Origin of the sequence: Marinobacter sp. EVN1 (genome assembly GCF_000475375.1) — a bacterium.
Taxonomy (GTDB): Bacteria; Pseudomonadota; Gammaproteobacteria; order Pseudomonadales; family Oleiphilaceae; genus Marinobacter; species Marinobacter nauticus.
On the sequence record NZ_AXCB01000005.1, the window covers coordinates 123,025 to 137,905 of the forward strand.

A 14,881-nucleotide genomic window follows, 5' to 3' on the forward strand; every position below is an offset into this window, starting at 1 on the left:
ATGGATTCCATTACTGCCACTTCCGCATCGCTGTTCGACCACGGGCCACTCGGCCAACTGGTCGAAATGGGCGGTCCAGTCATGATCGTTCTGATCGCCATAGCTGCCATTGGCGTGATCACGTTCTTCTACCTGATGCTGTTCGGAACCTTCTACGCCCCGCGATTTACCCGGAAGTTGCGCTACCTGGTTCAGCAATGGCAGGCATCCCCGGCCCAGACTTCCCCGGAAAAGACCAGAGCCGACGCTGGCTTGCTCGGGCGTACCAATCCACTGATGCATCTGCTGGTCAACACCATGACAGCCAGCAAGTGCAATCCGAATATCAGTGCTGTAAGGGAAACCGCCGTAAGGGATGCGCAAGCGGCGCTGGAACCTTTCGAGGCACCGTTAAAAATCATCGAAGTGATTGCCGCCCTGGCCCCCTTGCTGGGCCTTCTGGGTACCGTAATGGGCATGATGGAAGCATTCAGCGCGATGGCGGCGACCGATGGTCGCGCTAACGCCAGCCAGCTGTCCGGTGGTATCTATGAGGCGTTGACCACGACGGCCGCAGGCCTGGTGGTAGCCATTCCTTTTGCGGCGCTGGCGGCCTGGATCGAGTTCCGTCTGCGCCGGATTCACAAAACCATCAACAGTGCCCTTGTCAGCGTCTTCAACGTGTTGCCTGGCGACGAAACGGCCACAGCGGCAGACGTGGCCACACCGGCATCCGAGCCCCGCCCTGAGAGGGCAGCAGAGGCGGACCGGAGTTATTCGGTCGGCGATAATCAGCGGCTGGCACATGCAGCTGGTTGACCCCCGGCCAAACCGCCCGATCCCCATCCGGATAACACCACTGATCGATGTGGTGTTCATCCTGTTGGTGTTCTTTATGCTTACCACCCGGTTGTTACCGGTAGATTATCTGGAACTGGCGAACAATACCGGCCAGCAGAGCAGTGCCACAGGCGCCCCCCTGCCAGAGCTCAGGGTCAATGCCAATGGCACGGTACGCTGGAAGAAGAAAGACTTCGACCTGGCGCAGCTACTGTCGACGCTGAACGCTGAAGGGGTAAGCGAAGCCAATCTCGCCACTACACCCGATACCAGCCTGGCCCATTTCACCCGGACCCTCAGTGCGCTGGATAACGCCGGCATTGAACCTCACTGGAAGCGTACAAACACGCCTGACTCATGACAGACCTGGTTCCACCTCCATCAACCTCCGGCAAGGGCCTTCTGGAACGTGTTGAAGATGCGTTGCTGCCCTTGATCAATCTGGTGTTTCTGCTGCTGATGTTTTTCATTGTAGCGGGACAACTTACCAACGAACCGCTGCCAGAACTGCCTGGTACCGAGCAGAGCCCGGAACAGCAGGCACCCGAGGCCGACATGATGGTTCAGGCCGATGGCCAATGGCAGGTCGAAGGCAAGCACCAGACCCGCGAGAGTCTGCTTGCCGCGCTTCCGGCTCCGGATGAGAACGTACCCTTGAAGATTGCGGCGGATCAAAGCCTGACCATGACCGAGCTGGAGGACTTGCTCAGGATTCTGGAAGAGGGCGGTTATTCGGAAGTTCTGCTGCTCACGGAGCCTGCCACATGACAACAGCAGGTCGGCTACCCAAGGCCCTGTTCCTGATCATCGCCATGATCGCAACCGCCCTTGCAGCAATCCTGGCCACGCCCGAGGAAATCCTGGAGATGCCGGTTCTGGGCGACAGTGCCGTGAACACCGCCCCCGCAATCAAGATCAATCTCGCCGGCAGGAAATCGGTAGAGCCAAAGCCGGAGGTCGCGCCGGAACCCGAACCGGCTCCAGAGCCAGAACCGCAGCCCAAGCCAGAACCCAAACCAGAGCCCAAACCAGAGCCAAAGCCGGAACCGAAACCTGAACCCGTGCCAGAACCAGAACCTGAGCCAATACCAGAACCTGCCCCCACACCGCAGGAGCCAGAATCCAGTCCCACCGAGGCCGTGGCAGAAAGCCCAGAACAACCTCAGGGCGAAGAAGCGGACAGTAACACCAACCAAAGCGCGGTACCTTTACAGAATGCCGGTCAGTCATCACAGGTAGACAGCTACCTGAGCAAGCTCAGCCGGCACCTGGCGCGCTATTACGAGTATCCTCGCCGTGCCCGCCGGCTAGGCCAGGAGGGTACACCGGTGATTGTCTTCGAGTTCCGGCGCGATGGCTCGCTGGTGGAACACTCGCTGCGCGACAGTTCCGGGCACTCATTGCTGGACGATGCTGCTTTGGCCATGCTGGCGCAAGCTGCGCCTCTGCCAGCCGTGCCGGACTCCATGCGCGGCAAGTCCTTCACCTACGCTCTGCCAGTCCGCTTTAATCTGCGCTGACTCATTCCCTGCCAGGCACCAAGGAAAGGCAGGGCGCACTCTGCCGGTGCGCCGACCAGCAAAGCAGGCACGAAACCGCAACCGATCCCCTCACTCAACCTGTTGATTCTTAAATCAAACCCTGAAAGCTCCCAACACTGGCACACTCTCTGCTCAGACATCCTCAGCAGATAGCCTGTTCATCTTCATTCAGGCTGCCCGCGCACATTCTGTTCAGACGACGGCGTCTACTCATTCCAGCCCCTACCGGGCAGGCAATGAGGGCGCCGTTTTTTGTTGGCTCCAGATAACCAGGAAGCGATCAGGGGAACACACTATGTCTTACATCATGCCTTCGGAGTTCGTCACCAAGATGGTGGACGCCGGTGAATCAAAAATATACATGGCCACCCGGGATGTCCTCATCCGGGCCTTTATGGCCGGGGCGATCCTGGCACTGGCGGCGGTATTCGCCATTACCGTCGGCGTACAGACCGGCAGCCCGCTGGTCGGCGCACTGCTGTTTCCGGTCGGGTTCTGCATGCTTTATCTGATGGGGTTCGACCTGCTCACCGGGGTGTTCATGCTGACCCCGCTGGCCCTTCTCGACCGACGCCCCGGAGTGGATACCCGCGGCATCCTTCGAAACTGGGGCTGGGTGTTCCTGGGTAACTTCGGCGGTGCCCTGACGGTTGCCACCATCATGGCCTTTGTTTTCACCTACGGTTTCAACACCGAAGCCGGAGTGGTCGGGGACAAAATTGCCTCGATCGGCAAGGCCCGTACCCTGGGTTATGCCGAACATGGTGTGGCTGGCTGGTTCACCATCTTCCTGCGGGGTGTACTGTGTAACTGGATGGTATCCATGGGCGTGGTGGGCGCGATGATCTCCACCACGGTCCAGGGCAAGGTACTGGCCATGTGGATGCCGATCATGCTGTTCTTCTACATGGGCTTTGAGCACTCCATCGTCAACATGTTCCTGTTCCCGTTTGCGCTGATGATGGGCGGCGAGTTCAGTATCATGGATTACTTCATCTGGAACGAGATCCCCACCGTTCTGGGCAACCTGGTAGGTGGCCTGTCCTTCACTGGGCTGACGCTTTACGCCACCCACGTTCGCACCGCACCCAAGCGCACCCTGGCAACAGACTACCGCGAACCCGTCAGCGCCCGCAGCGCCTGATTACCACCAAGGCCCCGCCGGTGCCGCACACACCGGCGGGCTTCAGTGGCTCATATTCATGTCCAACTGCGAACAGCTCACGATAGAAGCCGGACAATTCAGCAGCGCCGGCCGGAAACCCGCCAATCAGGATTTCCATGGCCTGCTGATACCCGACAATCACCAGCGCCACAGCAAGGGAATTGCGGCAGGAATCGCCGATGGCATCAGCTCCAGCAATGTCAGCCAGATCGCCAGTGAAGCGGCGGTGGCCGGCTTCCTGAGCGACTACTACTCAACCCCCGAGAGCTGGTCGGTGAAACAATCGGCCGAACGGGTGCTGAGGGCAAGCAATGCCTGGCTGCACGCCCAGACCCGACAAAGCCGATATCGCTATGACCAGGACCGGGGCTACGTCTGCACCTTCAGTGCCTTGGTTCTGAAATCCGCAACGGCGCACCTGTTTCATGTGGGAGACGCCCGTATCTACCGGCTTCAGGGCAACACTCTGGAACAACTCACAACCGACCACCGGGTCTGGCTTTCGGCCGAGGAAAGCTGCCTGAACCGGGCTCTTGGACTGAGCCCGCAACTGGATATCGAGTATCGCAGTGTCGCCCTGCACCAGAACGACGTGTTTCTGATGATGACCGATGGTGTTTACGAACGGCTCTCGGCCGGTGATATCACCCACTGCCTTGCCGACAACGGGGACGATCTGGATCACGCCGCCCGGTCGCTGGCCCAACTCGCCCTGGAAAGGGGAAGTGAGGATAACCTGACGGTCCAGGTATTGCGGGTAACCCGGTTACCCTCTCGGACACAGGACACCAGCGCCCAGAAAGCCTATCGCGAACTGCCATTCGCGCGCGAGCCCGCTCCCGGTGAGGTGCTGGACGGCTACCGAATCATCCGGGCCCTGCATATCAGCAGCCGAAGCCACGTTTACCTGGCCAGGGATGAGAGGTCCGGGAAGCAAGTCGCAATTAAGTTCCCGGCGATGGAGTTGCGGCAATATCCGGATGAGCTGGAGCGATTCGTCACTGAACGCTGGATTGCCCAGCGCGTTCAGAGCCCCCATGTGGTTGCCATCTTTGCCCCGGAGCGTCCGCAAAGTTGCCTGTATCTGGCTACTGACTTTGTAGAAGGTTGTACCTTGCGGCAATGGATGCTCGATCACCCGCAGCCAGATCTGGAAACCGTGCGACAACTGGCCGAGCAGATTATCCGGGGGCTCAGGGCCTTCCACCGGCTGGAAATGGTGCACCAGGATCTGAAACCCGACAATGTCCTGATCACACCGGATGGCCGCGCCATGCTGGTCGATTTCGGAGCCACCCGGGTCGCCGGTCTGGAAGAAGCGGGCAAGCCTGCCGCTTGCTATCCGGTTGGAGCCGCCCTCTACTCGGCGCCGGAGCTCTTTCTCGGCGAACCCGGCAGCTGGCAGTCGGACCAGTACGCCCTGGGCGTGATTATCTATCAACTATTAACCGGGCGCCTGCCCTACCATACCGATGTACCCCGCATCCGCACTCGCAAACAACTACAGGCTCTGACATACCGGCCCGCCAGGGCCTGGCGTGAAGACCTGCCGCCGTGGCTGGATGCCACCCTGGCCCGGGCTACCCATCCGGAGCCCCATCGCCGCTACCCGGCGTTATCGGAACTGCTCTACGAACTCCGACACCCCGGACGAGACTGGCGTGCCCGACACCATCCACCTCTCATGGAGCGGCATCCGGTGCGTTTCTGGCAAGGCGTCTCGGCCCTGCTCCTGCTGGCACTATTAACCTCCCTGGCCAGTGGCTCCTGGAACTGAGCCCCGGGCCATTTATTGCCCGGCCAGCAAAAGCTCGCCCGCCCGCCAAGCAACGCCTTGCCCGAAGACACTCTGACAATGCCCGAACTCCACGTAACTAGTTGTTATATCGCTACATTCAACAACTGGCACGGCGATTGTTATCTGTTATGCCGTCCAGGGAACATCCTTGGGACACTCATTCACAACATTGTCATGGAGCAGACTATGCCAACTCCTTGTTATATCAGCATCGAAGGCCAAACCCAGGGTAACATCACCGCTGGCGCGTTCACTTCCGATTCCGTAGGCAACATCTACGTTGAAGGTCATGAAGACGAAGTGCTGGTCCAGGAATTCAGCCACGTTGTTACCGTTCCAACGGATCCCCAGTCCGGCCAGCCTTCCGGTCAGCGTGTTCACAAGCCGTTCAAGTTCACTGCGGCCCTGAACAAAGCCACTCCGCTGATGTACAACGCCCTGGCTTCCGGCGAAATGCTGCCGAAGGTAGAGCTGAAGTGGTACCGCACTTCCGTAGAAGGCAAACAGGAGCACTTCTTCTCCACCATCCTGGAAGATGCCACCATCATCAACATCGATTGCAACATGCCCCACTGCCAGGATCCGGCCAAGGCCGAGTTCACCCAGCTGGTAGAAGTATCCCTGGCCTACCGTAAGGTTACCTGGGAACACGCTGTTGCCGGCACTTCCGGTGCTGACGACTGGCGTTCCCCGGTCGAAGCCTGATCCCTCAGGTTCGATCGCAGGAAAACGGCTGGCCCTCGGGCCGGCCGTTTTTGTTTTCACCAGCAAATTACTGGAAAATAGCTGCCTGACATTCGAGATCAAGCGCCACCGGTACATTTTGTGACCCCCACTCAATCGCAAACAGCAAGGCAGATTGGCACCCTCATGTGCCAGACCACCCGGGACATTCTCTGGACGCCGGCTGAAGGCTGGGTTCAGCAGGCAAATCCGGGCGCCGGGCTGGCATTGCGGGTCGGCTCGGGCCAGGCCACCTACCACCGTTTTGATCCTCGCAAGAAACAGCACCTGATTACCTACGGAGCCCGGATGATCGCCGCCAAGCATCAACCGGCCACCGCCCAGGGCTGGCTATCAACCCGGGAGATCCGTGGCCGGGGTTATTTCGGGGGCGAGGTAACTGTGCTGAACCTGTTGGCGCATACCTGCTGCCATGAGTTTGCCCATTTGCTGCAGCACAGCGCCGGGCAACGGCATTACGGCTCCGTTCACAACCGGCATTTCTATGAAGCCCTGGACGAGCTGCATCATAGCGGTGCAGCCGACGCTACCCGACGTTACCTGTCCGGGCTGGCCAGCGACTGCGGGATAGCGCTACCCAGTAGACCCTTTGAATTTCCGAGTCCCGCTGCGGAGCACCGGCGCTGGCAGGTGGGGGATTCGGTGGTGTTCGGCGATGGCCGGCGCGAGAAGCGGGGCCAGGTGGTACGCGTTAACCGCAAGACCTGCACGGTGACTGTCAGCCAGCATGCCCGGATCCTTCGCTATCGGGTACCATTGTCGCTGCTTAGGCGGGCGGCCGCGGCCTGATTCAGGCAGGTTCCCGAGCCCCGGTGCGCGCCAGCAGGTCCCGGATCTCCGGCAGGCAGGAGCCACAGTTGGTGCCACACTTCAGCTGCTCACCCAGTGCTTCGGGGCTGGCCATGCCCTGTTCAATGGCCTGGGCAATCTGGTGCTCACCCACGCCAAAACAACTGCAGATAATCGGCCCTGACGCTTCCCCTTCCACTGTGCCTGCCGCCAGTAACGAGCGGCGTTGTTCCGGCGCCAGCTCACCTTTGCCAAAGCAACTGTCCAGCCAGTCCAGATCCGGCATGGTCTGGACACAGGGCTCAACCAGCAACACGGCGTCCAGTCGATCGCCACTAAGCCAGGCGGCCCGGTAACGCTGTCTCGCGCGGTCTTCCATAACCAGTTCCGGTTCCCGCGAAAAACACCGGTGCCCCCAGTCCCGCCAGTTCATCTCGTGGCCACCGGCGAACCACCAGCCGTGACTGTGCGGCAGGCGCTGGCAGCTCCAGTAGGCAAGAGCGGTGTGGTCCAACGAGGCAAGGCGGGGATCACGCAGCAATAGCCTCGCCTGCCAGCGGGTCACCAGAGGCCGGATGGTCGCCACACCATGCTTGCCTTCTGGCTGACCGGAAATGGGGTCCACAACCGGACGGATCAGGCTGGACGCCAAAGCAGAGGAGGCAAACCGGCCATTCCAGTGGATGGGCACAAACACTTCACCTGTGCGCTGGCCGGTGCTGCCCCGGACCCGGCCAACGTAGCCTGCATTGCCCGGCCCACGCAGCACTGCCAGGGCACCTTCAATCAAACCAAAGCCGGCAATGTCCGCCGGGTGCAACTCTATGAACGGCTCGCTGCGATGGGCAAACAGCCTGGGTGCCAGAGCCGTTCGGGTCATGGTATGCCATTGGTCACGGATTCGGCCGGTATTCACCACCAGCGGGTACCGGTGTCCAGGCAGCTGCCCGGGCGGCAAACTGGACACGGGCACCAATCGTGCCCGGCCATCCGGCGTGGGAAATTGCCCGTTCCCAAACAGCCGACGGGTTTGCAACCAGGCCCCGGGGTTACCATCCGTGACCGGCCACTGCACCGGCGCCAGCTCGTCGTACTCCTGATTGCTGAGTTGAGACAAGGCGGAGATATTGAACACACGCTCGCCTCCGTTACCATAACCGGACAACACCGCATGTTCGCGAAAGATATCGGCAGGGCATGTGTAATCGAAAGCATGAGCATGGCCCAGCGAACAGGCAACGTCCCGAATAATCTGCCAGTCCGGCCGGACCTGCTCCGGCAGGGGCAGAAACCGGCGTTGGCGTGAAATGCGCCGTTCGGAATTGGTCACCGTTCCATCTTTCTCGCCCCAACCGGCAGCCGGCAAGAGAATATCGGCAAACTGCGTGGTATCGGTCTGGGCCACACAATCCGAGACAATCAGAGTCTGGCAACGGGACAATGCCTGGTGGATACGTTCACTGCCCGGCAGGCTGACTGCGGGGTTGGTGCCCATCACCCAGAGTACCCGGATCTCTCCCCGATGGACTGCCTCGAACAGGTCCACCGCTTTATGGCCGGGACCACCGGCCATCTGCTCACTGTGCCAGAAATCCGAAACCCTGAGCAAAGCGCCCGGGGTGTCATAATCCATATGGGCTGCCAGAGTATTGGCCAGCCCGCCAACTTCACGGCCACCCATGGCATTGGGTTGTCCCGTCAGCGAAAACGGGCTCGCTCCCGGTCGGCCCACCCGGCCGGTAGCCAGATGGCAGTTAATGATGGCGTTGGCCTTATCCGTACCAGCAACCGACTGATTAATACCCTGGGAAAACGCTGTCACTGTCCGTCCGGTGTCTGCAAACCATTGATAGAAACACTCCACCTCTTTTACTGCCAGATCGCAGCCCCTGGCCACCGCTTGCACAGAAGGCGCGCAGGATCGGGCGATCGCCAGGGTTTCCTCGAAGCCGTTACAATGCTCGGCAAGGTAGTCCTCCGCCAGGGCTCCGTGATCGTGCAGCCAGACCAGCAGGCCATTGAACAACAGGGTGTCGGTTCCGGGGCGAAGCTGAAGGTGCAGATCAGCGAGATCCGCTGTCGTTGTCTTCCTGGGATCGATGACCACCACTCTCCGTCCCTGACGGCGCGCGGCACTCATTCGCTGGTACAGTACCGGGTGGGCCCAGGCGGCGTTGCTGCCCGCGAGCACCAGCAGGTCCGCCAGCTCAAGATCCTCGTAGCAACCGGGAACACAGTCCTCGCCAAAAGCACGCTTATGTGCCGCAACGGCCGAGGACATGCACAGTCTGGAATTGGTATCCACGTGAGGTGTGCCGATGAACCCCTTGGCCAGCTTGTTGGCAATGTAATAATCCTCCGTGAGTAACTGCCCGGAGAGATAGAAGGCCACGGATTCCGCGCCATGCTCACGCACCGAATCGGAAATGGCCCCGGCGACCCGGTCAATGGCTTCCTCCCATGTCACCTCATAGCCCGCGACCTTTGGCACCAGCAAGCGGCTGGTATCCTCCAGCGTCTCATGCAAGGCAGAACCTTTGACGCAAAGCCGCCCGCCATTGGCCGGGTGCTGATGATCGCCTTCGACATGGCCAGGGGCGGCCAGAACACCGCAGCCAACACCACAGTAAGGGCAGGTGGTGGCAATAGAGTCCGCTGGCGTGTCGTGGTGTTTCATGCTGTTCCTCGCTCTTGAACCAAAAAAGCCCACCACCCGGTTTCCGTTTCCAGAGCCGGGGGGCGGGCTTCGTTGCCTGTGTTGTCTGCCATAAAAGAAAGCAATTAGGGGGCCAGCGCACGATTTGATGTCTCCAAGGGCCTTGAATGGCGCCTGGTGCGCCTGTCGAAGCCAGTTGCACCGCTAAATAGCTTCCTTGAAAAGCCTATCGATGGGCGTTCACCTTGGTGCAAAGGGCGATTTTCTGCACCAAAACCACCCCGGCAAAGCACGGGCTTCCCCTGCTGGAACGACCAGGGCTCCCGCAACTTACTGAAATACATGAATAGTCCTGGATGGCACGGCTTGTGCTGAGTGATTAGTGAACCATCACGACATCACAGCTCTCATTTACAGGCATCGGCGCCTGCTCTCCGGCAACGGAGGCAGGCGCTTTTTTTTGCGCGTCTGAAAAGAGAGAACCGAGAGGCATCACGATGAAGACAGTGAACCATTATGTTCGACCTTTACTGACCGCCACCCTGATCGGCCTGAGCTCCCTGGCCCAAGCCGACATCGGCCCGGCGGAGAAACCCGATCTGAAGCTTGGCTTTATCAAACTCACGGATATGGCCCCGCTGGCGGTTGCCTGGGAACAGGGCTACTTCATGGACGAAGGGTTATTCGTAGAACTCGAAGCCCAGGCGAACTGGAAGGTGCTGCTGGACCGGGTCATCACCGGTGAACTGGATAGTGCCCACATGCTGGCCGGCCAACCCCTGGGCGCATCCATAGGCTATGGCACCCAGGCCGATATCATCACCGCCTTCAGTATGGACCTCAACGGCAACGGTATTACCGTGTCCAACGACGTCTGGGAAGCGATGAAACCAAACCTGGAAATGGAAGGTGATCATCCGGAACACCCGATTTCAGCCAGCGCACTGAAGCCGGTGGTTGAGCAGACCCGCGCCAACGGCGAGCGCTTCCGCATGGGCATGGTGTTTCCGGTGTCCACCCACAATTACGAACTGCGTTACTGGCTGGCCGCCGGTGGCCTGAATCCCGGCTTCTACGCGCCCCAGCGCGGCGATACCAGCGGCACCCTCCAGGCCGATGTGCACCTCTCCGTGACACCGCCGCCCCAGATGCCCGCCACCATGGAAGCAGGCACCATACAGGGCTACTGCGTGGGCGAGCCCTGGAATCAGCAGGCGGTTTTCAAGGGCATCGGTGTACCGGTGATTACCGATTATGAAATCTGGCCCAACAACCCGGAAAAGGTGTTCGGGGTCACCGAAGCCTGGGCCGAGCAGAACCCCAATACCCACCTTCGGTTACTGCGGGCTCTGATCCGCGCAGCTTACTGGCTGGACGAAAACCAGAATGCTAACCGGGAGGCCGCCGTGGACATCCTTGCCCGCCCCAGCTACGTGGGGGCCGACAGGGAAGTCATTGCCAACTCCATGACCGGTACCTTCGAGTATGAAAAGGGCGATGTCCGGGAAGTACCGGATTTCAACGTCTTTTTCCGCTACCACGCTACCTATCCGTATCCGTCTGATGCGATCTGGTACCTGAGTCAGATGCGGCGCTGGGGCCAGATTCCCGAAGCAAAATCCGACGACTGGTATATGAAGACCGCAGCCCGGGTGTATCGGGGCGATCTTTACGCCGAAGCCGCCCAGTCACTGATCGAGGACGGCCTGATGACCGCCAGTGATTTCCCGGACTTTGCCCAGGAGAATTTTGAACGCCCCATGCAGGGTGAGCTGATTGACGGCGTCCCTTTCACTCCGCGCGAACCCAATGCCTACATCAACCGTTTCAGTATCGGCCTGAAAGGGTCGGAGACACCGTAAGGGAGGGCCTGACATGACGACGTTAAGCGCAAGAATCAGTCAGTCCATGGCCAGTGGCAGCCGCCAGCTACTTTCCGGTCTGCAACCGGGCGAATGGCTCAGCCAGGGCAAGCAGCTGCTGTTACCACTGGTTGGTATTCTGGTCTTCCTGGGCTTCTGGCATCTGGCCGCGCCACAGGTGGAAACCTCCCTGGGGGCCTTTCCCGGCCCGGTGCAGGTGTGGGAACAATCCGGGCAACTGTGGCAGGAGCATATCAGCCAGCGGGAGCGGGCCGATAAGTTCATCGCCATGCAGGAGGAGCGTAATGCCCGCATTCTGGCTGACAACCCGGAGGCAGACGTCCGTATCCGGGCTTACCCCGGCGCACCCACCTTTCTCGACCAGGTGGTCACCAGCCTGCTGACGGTGCTGGCCGGTTTCGCCCTGGCGTCGCTGATTGCAGTACCTCTGGGCATTGTGTTTGGCCTCAACCGGTATTTCCAGGCTGCGGTGAACCCATTGATACAGATCTTCAAACCGGTCTCTCCGCTGGCCTGGCTGCCGCTGGTGACCATGGTGGTATCGGCCACCTATGTCAGTGACGATCCAATGTTCGAGAAGTCGTTCCTGACCTCGATGATTACGGTCACTCTGTGCAGTCTCTGGCCAACACTGATCAACACCAGCGTTGGAGTGGCAGCGGTAAACCCCGACCTGCTGAACGTCTCCCGGGTACTTCGGCTGTCGTTCTGGACCCACGTTCGCAAGGTGGTGTTGCCTTCGTCGGTGCCGATGATCTTTACCGGCTTGCGGGTGTCGCTGGGCATTGCCTGGATGGTGCTGATTGCCGCCGAGATGCTGGCGCAGAGTCCGGGGCTGGGCAAGTTTGTCTGGGATGAGTTCCAGAATGGCAGTAGCCAGTCTTTGAGTCGGATTATGGTGGCGGTGCTGGCCATCGGGTTTATCGGGTTTTTGCTGGATCGGGTCATGCTGTTGATTCAGCGGAAGGTGGCCTGGAATGAGTGATCCCGTTCTGGAGCATGCCGCACCGGGTGGGTTACGCCTCCCGAAACACGCGGCGAGTACATCCATGTACGCTCCGCAAAAACATCCATGTTTTTGAGGGTTTCGGGAGGCGTAACCCACCCGGCGCTCCGCTTGCTTTTGAGGTGAATTCCATGAGTAAACCACATTTAGAACTAACCGGTGTTGAAATGGCGTTTGATACGCCGAAAGGACCGTTCATTGCCCTGAACAATGTGAACCTGAAGATCCAGAAAGGGGAGTTTGTTTCACTGATCGGCCATTCCGGCTGCGGAAAATCGACGGTGCTGAACATTGTTGCCGGGTTACTGCAGGCCTCCAGGGGTGGCTGTGTGCTGGATGGGCATGAGGTAAATTCGCCCGGTCCCGAGCGGGCGGTGGTGTTTCAGAATCATGCCCTGATGCCTTGGTTAACGGTGTATGAAAACGTGGAACTGGCGGTCCGGCAGGTGTTTCGCAAGTCGATGACCCGGCAGGAGCGCAAGGACTGGATTACCCATAACCTGGAACTGGTGAATATGGCCCACGCCGCCAACAAGCGGCCTGGCGAGATTTCCGGGGGGATGGCGCAACGGGTGGGCATCGCCCGGGCATTGGCCATGAAACCCAGTGTGTTGCTGATGGATGAGCCGTTCGGGGCGCTGGATGCCCTGACACGGGCCCATTTGCAGGATTCACTGATGGAAATTCAGCAGGAGCTGAACAATACCGTGATCATGATTACCCACGATGTGGACGAGGCGGTGCTGTTGTCCGACCGCATTATCATGATGACCAACGGCCCTGCCGCCACGGTGGGGGAGGATCTGCACATTGATCTGCCAAGGCCTCGCAATCGTGTGGCCCTGGCGGATGATGTCAAATATGTGCATTACCGGCAGGAGGTGTTGTCGTTCCTGTACGAGAAGCAGCGCAAGCTGGAGTCACTGAACAGTCGCCGCGGCAGCAGTGCAAAACCCGAGGCGCCGGCAGCAAAACATTCAGCTTCGGCCTGACTTTATGCCGGTGCGGGGCGCCCCGTCCCGGCCTGGTTCAAGTATCAGCTTAAGACCCCTGCCATGGATACCAGTGCCCGGGCGACTTCGGGCAGTCGCTTGCCCTGATCCATGGCCAGTTTTCGCAGCAGACGGTGGGCTTCGTCATTGCTGATGTTGCGGTGTTCCATCAACAGCAAGACGGCCTTTTCCTGGGTACGACGATCTTCCAGAGCTTCTTTGGCGCTCTGCAATTCTTCGGACATCTGACGCAGGCGGCGGGTCTGTTCCTGGACAAGGTCAAAGATGGATCGGCCTGATTGCTGCCCGACACATTCCCCGGCCCACGCATCGGCAGCTCCGGCCTCTACACCGTTATCGCAAACCACCAGCACGGGCGCTGTGGAGGCATGGCGTTGTTCCAGCGAGGCCAGCAGGGTTTCCTGATGAGCCAGGGAGTGACGCGCTTCGGTATAGCGCTCCACACAGCGATGGTGGAAAGCGCTCTCAACCGAATCCTCAATTTTCTTCAGATCGTCCATGCGCTCTGTCATCAGATTGAACCAGCGGTCGGCCATGTCTTTATCCAGAGACTTATAGGGACCGACCGAAACGGCCATCTGTCGCATCCGCTCAATTTCCAGTTCCCGCGGGTGAGCGCGCAGGGCTTGCCAGAGCGACAGGCTCTCCTCACTGGCGAAGCCGACAAAGACCTCAAAACACCGCTCCTGCGCTTCAACCAGGTGCATCATGCGCCGTGACAGTGCGTTATCGAAGTGTCCGCTGGAGAACCCCGCGGAACCTGCGGCCCGCTCCTGACCACAATATTCCTTTCCGTTCATGACATGCACCATGGCCACAAGCAGTCCCGCAATCGAAGGCTCTGCCACGGTTTCTGCCGCTTCGAAAACGACCGTAATCAGTTGATGAATACTGTCGCAGAACCACTCCGTGGCCTCCGAAACACTGGCCTCCTGGTCATTCACCCGCTGCCGCAACCCGGGCAGTTGGTCGAGGCTGTGCAGGGCGCTGGCGATGTGCCCGAGCAGTGGGCTGCTGACCGGATGGGTGGTGAGGTCCTCCTGAATGTCTGCCAATGCCTGCCGGAAGGTAGCGGCCAACTGGTCGTTTTCCTTGACCATGGCGGTACGTTCCCGGGCAAAGCGTTGGCAACCGGACCCCAGATAAAGATTGGTGGCGCCTCGCTCCCGTTGCAGGCCATGGACCAGATTGCCCACGCTCTGCACCAATCGCCCCATCTGCAGAAAGTACTCCAGGTTACGGATCTCACACTGGCGGGAGGCCATCAGAAATTCCGCAGCAGTCGCTGTCGCGGTCATACGGGGATGGCGTTTGGTGTTCATGGTGCAGCTCCTGGTGTCGGTACACAGTTGGTTCCTTTCTACCCGGACTGCAGCAATTTACAGGCCAGTCATTCCGGCCCAATCATCGTGCGTTTCGCCCCATCCCGGGGCACCCTTTTGATGCCCACGAGCCGGACTCCTTCAG

The 14,881-nt window shown here is 59.8% G+C and carries 13 protein-coding genes; 11 read left to right on the forward strand and 2 right to left on the reverse strand.

Translation table 11 applies throughout. The annotated features are described in order from the left end of the window. The 8 genes from Q674_RS22685 to Q674_RS22720 all read left to right on the forward strand — a co-directional run bounded on the left by Q674_RS22685 (window position 1) and on the right by Q674_RS22720 (window position 6,856). Window positions 1–798, forward strand: a complete 798-nt coding sequence (locus Q674_RS22685) for a MotA/TolQ/ExbB proton channel family protein (protein ID WP_023007821.1) — start codon at window positions 1–3, stop codon at window positions 796–798. Continuing rightward, window positions 785–1,180 carry an ExbD/TolR family protein gene (locus Q674_RS22690; protein WP_014420161.1) on the forward strand — a complete coding sequence of 132 codons (396 nt, stop codon included), beginning with the start codon at window positions 785–787 and terminating at the stop codon, window positions 1,178–1,180. Before Q674_RS22685 ends, Q674_RS22690 begins: the two co-directional genes overlap by 14 nt. Further along, on the forward strand, window positions 1,177–1,587 hold the full coding sequence (locus Q674_RS22695) for an ExbD/TolR family protein (protein WP_022993429.1): 411 nt from the start codon (window positions 1,177–1,179) through the stop codon (window positions 1,585–1,587). Before Q674_RS22690 ends, Q674_RS22695 begins: the two co-directional genes overlap by 4 nt. Beyond that, on the forward strand, window positions 1,584–2,339 hold the full coding sequence (locus Q674_RS22700) for a TonB family protein (protein WP_011783762.1): 756 nt from the start codon (window positions 1,584–1,586) through the stop codon (window positions 2,337–2,339). Before Q674_RS22695 ends, Q674_RS22700 begins: the two co-directional genes overlap by 4 nt. A 316-nt stretch (window positions 2,340–2,655) precedes the next feature. Continuing rightward, a complete protein-coding gene (locus Q674_RS22705) occupies window positions 2,656–3,504 on the forward strand; it encodes a formate/nitrite transporter family protein (protein WP_011783761.1) in 849 nt (282 codons plus the stop codon). A 58-nt stretch (window positions 3,505–3,562) separates the two neighbouring features. Next, window positions 3,563–5,302, forward strand: coding sequence for a bifunctional protein-serine/threonine kinase/phosphatase (locus Q674_RS22710; protein ID WP_023007822.1), 1,740 nt, complete (start codon window positions 3,563–3,565; stop codon window positions 5,300–5,302). A 207-nt stretch (window positions 5,303–5,509) separates the two neighbouring features. After that, window positions 5,510–6,028 (forward strand): Hcp family type VI secretion system effector, encoded by a 519-nt coding sequence (locus Q674_RS22715; RefSeq protein ID WP_011783759.1) that lies wholly within the window; start codon window positions 5,510–5,512, stop codon window positions 6,026–6,028. A 165-nt stretch (window positions 6,029–6,193) separates the two neighbouring features. After that, the gene (locus Q674_RS22720; RefSeq protein WP_023007823.1) at window positions 6,194–6,856 is read left to right on the forward strand and encodes a hypothetical protein; all 663 of its coding nucleotides are present in this window, start codon (window positions 6,194–6,196) and stop codon (window positions 6,854–6,856) included. Window position 6,857: 1 nt separating this feature from the next. Here the strand turns inward: Q674_RS22720 and Q674_RS22725 are convergent, their stop codons facing one another. Beyond that, window positions 6,858–9,533: a nitrate reductase gene (locus tag Q674_RS22725; RefSeq protein WP_023007824.1), complete on the reverse strand. Its 2,676-nt coding sequence runs from the start codon at window positions 9,531–9,533 to the stop codon at window positions 6,858–6,860. A gap of 476 nt (window positions 9,534–10,009) precedes the next feature. On the opposite strand from Q674_RS22725, the gene Q674_RS22730 reads away from it, so the two are divergent. The 3 genes from Q674_RS22730 (at window position 10,010) to Q674_RS22740 (ending at window position 13,393) form a co-directional block, all read left to right on the forward strand. Continuing rightward, window positions 10,010–11,374: a CmpA/NrtA family ABC transporter substrate-binding protein gene (locus Q674_RS22730; protein WP_023007825.1), complete on the forward strand. Its 1,365-nt coding sequence runs from the start codon at window positions 10,010–10,012 to the stop codon at window positions 11,372–11,374. 13 nt (window positions 11,375–11,387) lie between these two features. Continuing rightward, window positions 11,388–12,380 carry an ABC transporter permease gene (locus tag Q674_RS22735; RefSeq protein ID WP_036149976.1) on the forward strand — a complete coding sequence of 331 codons (993 nt, stop codon included), beginning with the start codon at window positions 11,388–11,390 and terminating at the stop codon, window positions 12,378–12,380. A 152-nt stretch (window positions 12,381–12,532) separates the two neighbouring features. Beyond that, window positions 12,533–13,393 (forward strand): ABC transporter ATP-binding protein, encoded by an 861-nt coding sequence (locus Q674_RS22740; RefSeq protein ID WP_031209632.1) that lies wholly within the window; start codon window positions 12,533–12,535, stop codon window positions 13,391–13,393. Window positions 13,394–13,437: 44 nt separating this feature from the next. Here the strand turns inward: Q674_RS22740 and Q674_RS22745 are convergent, their stop codons facing one another. Then, entirely contained in the window at window positions 13,438–14,736 is a 1,299-nt protein-coding gene (locus tag Q674_RS22745; RefSeq protein ID WP_023007827.1) for a nitrate regulatory protein, read from the reverse strand. Window positions 14,737–14,881: the final 145 nt, after the last annotated feature.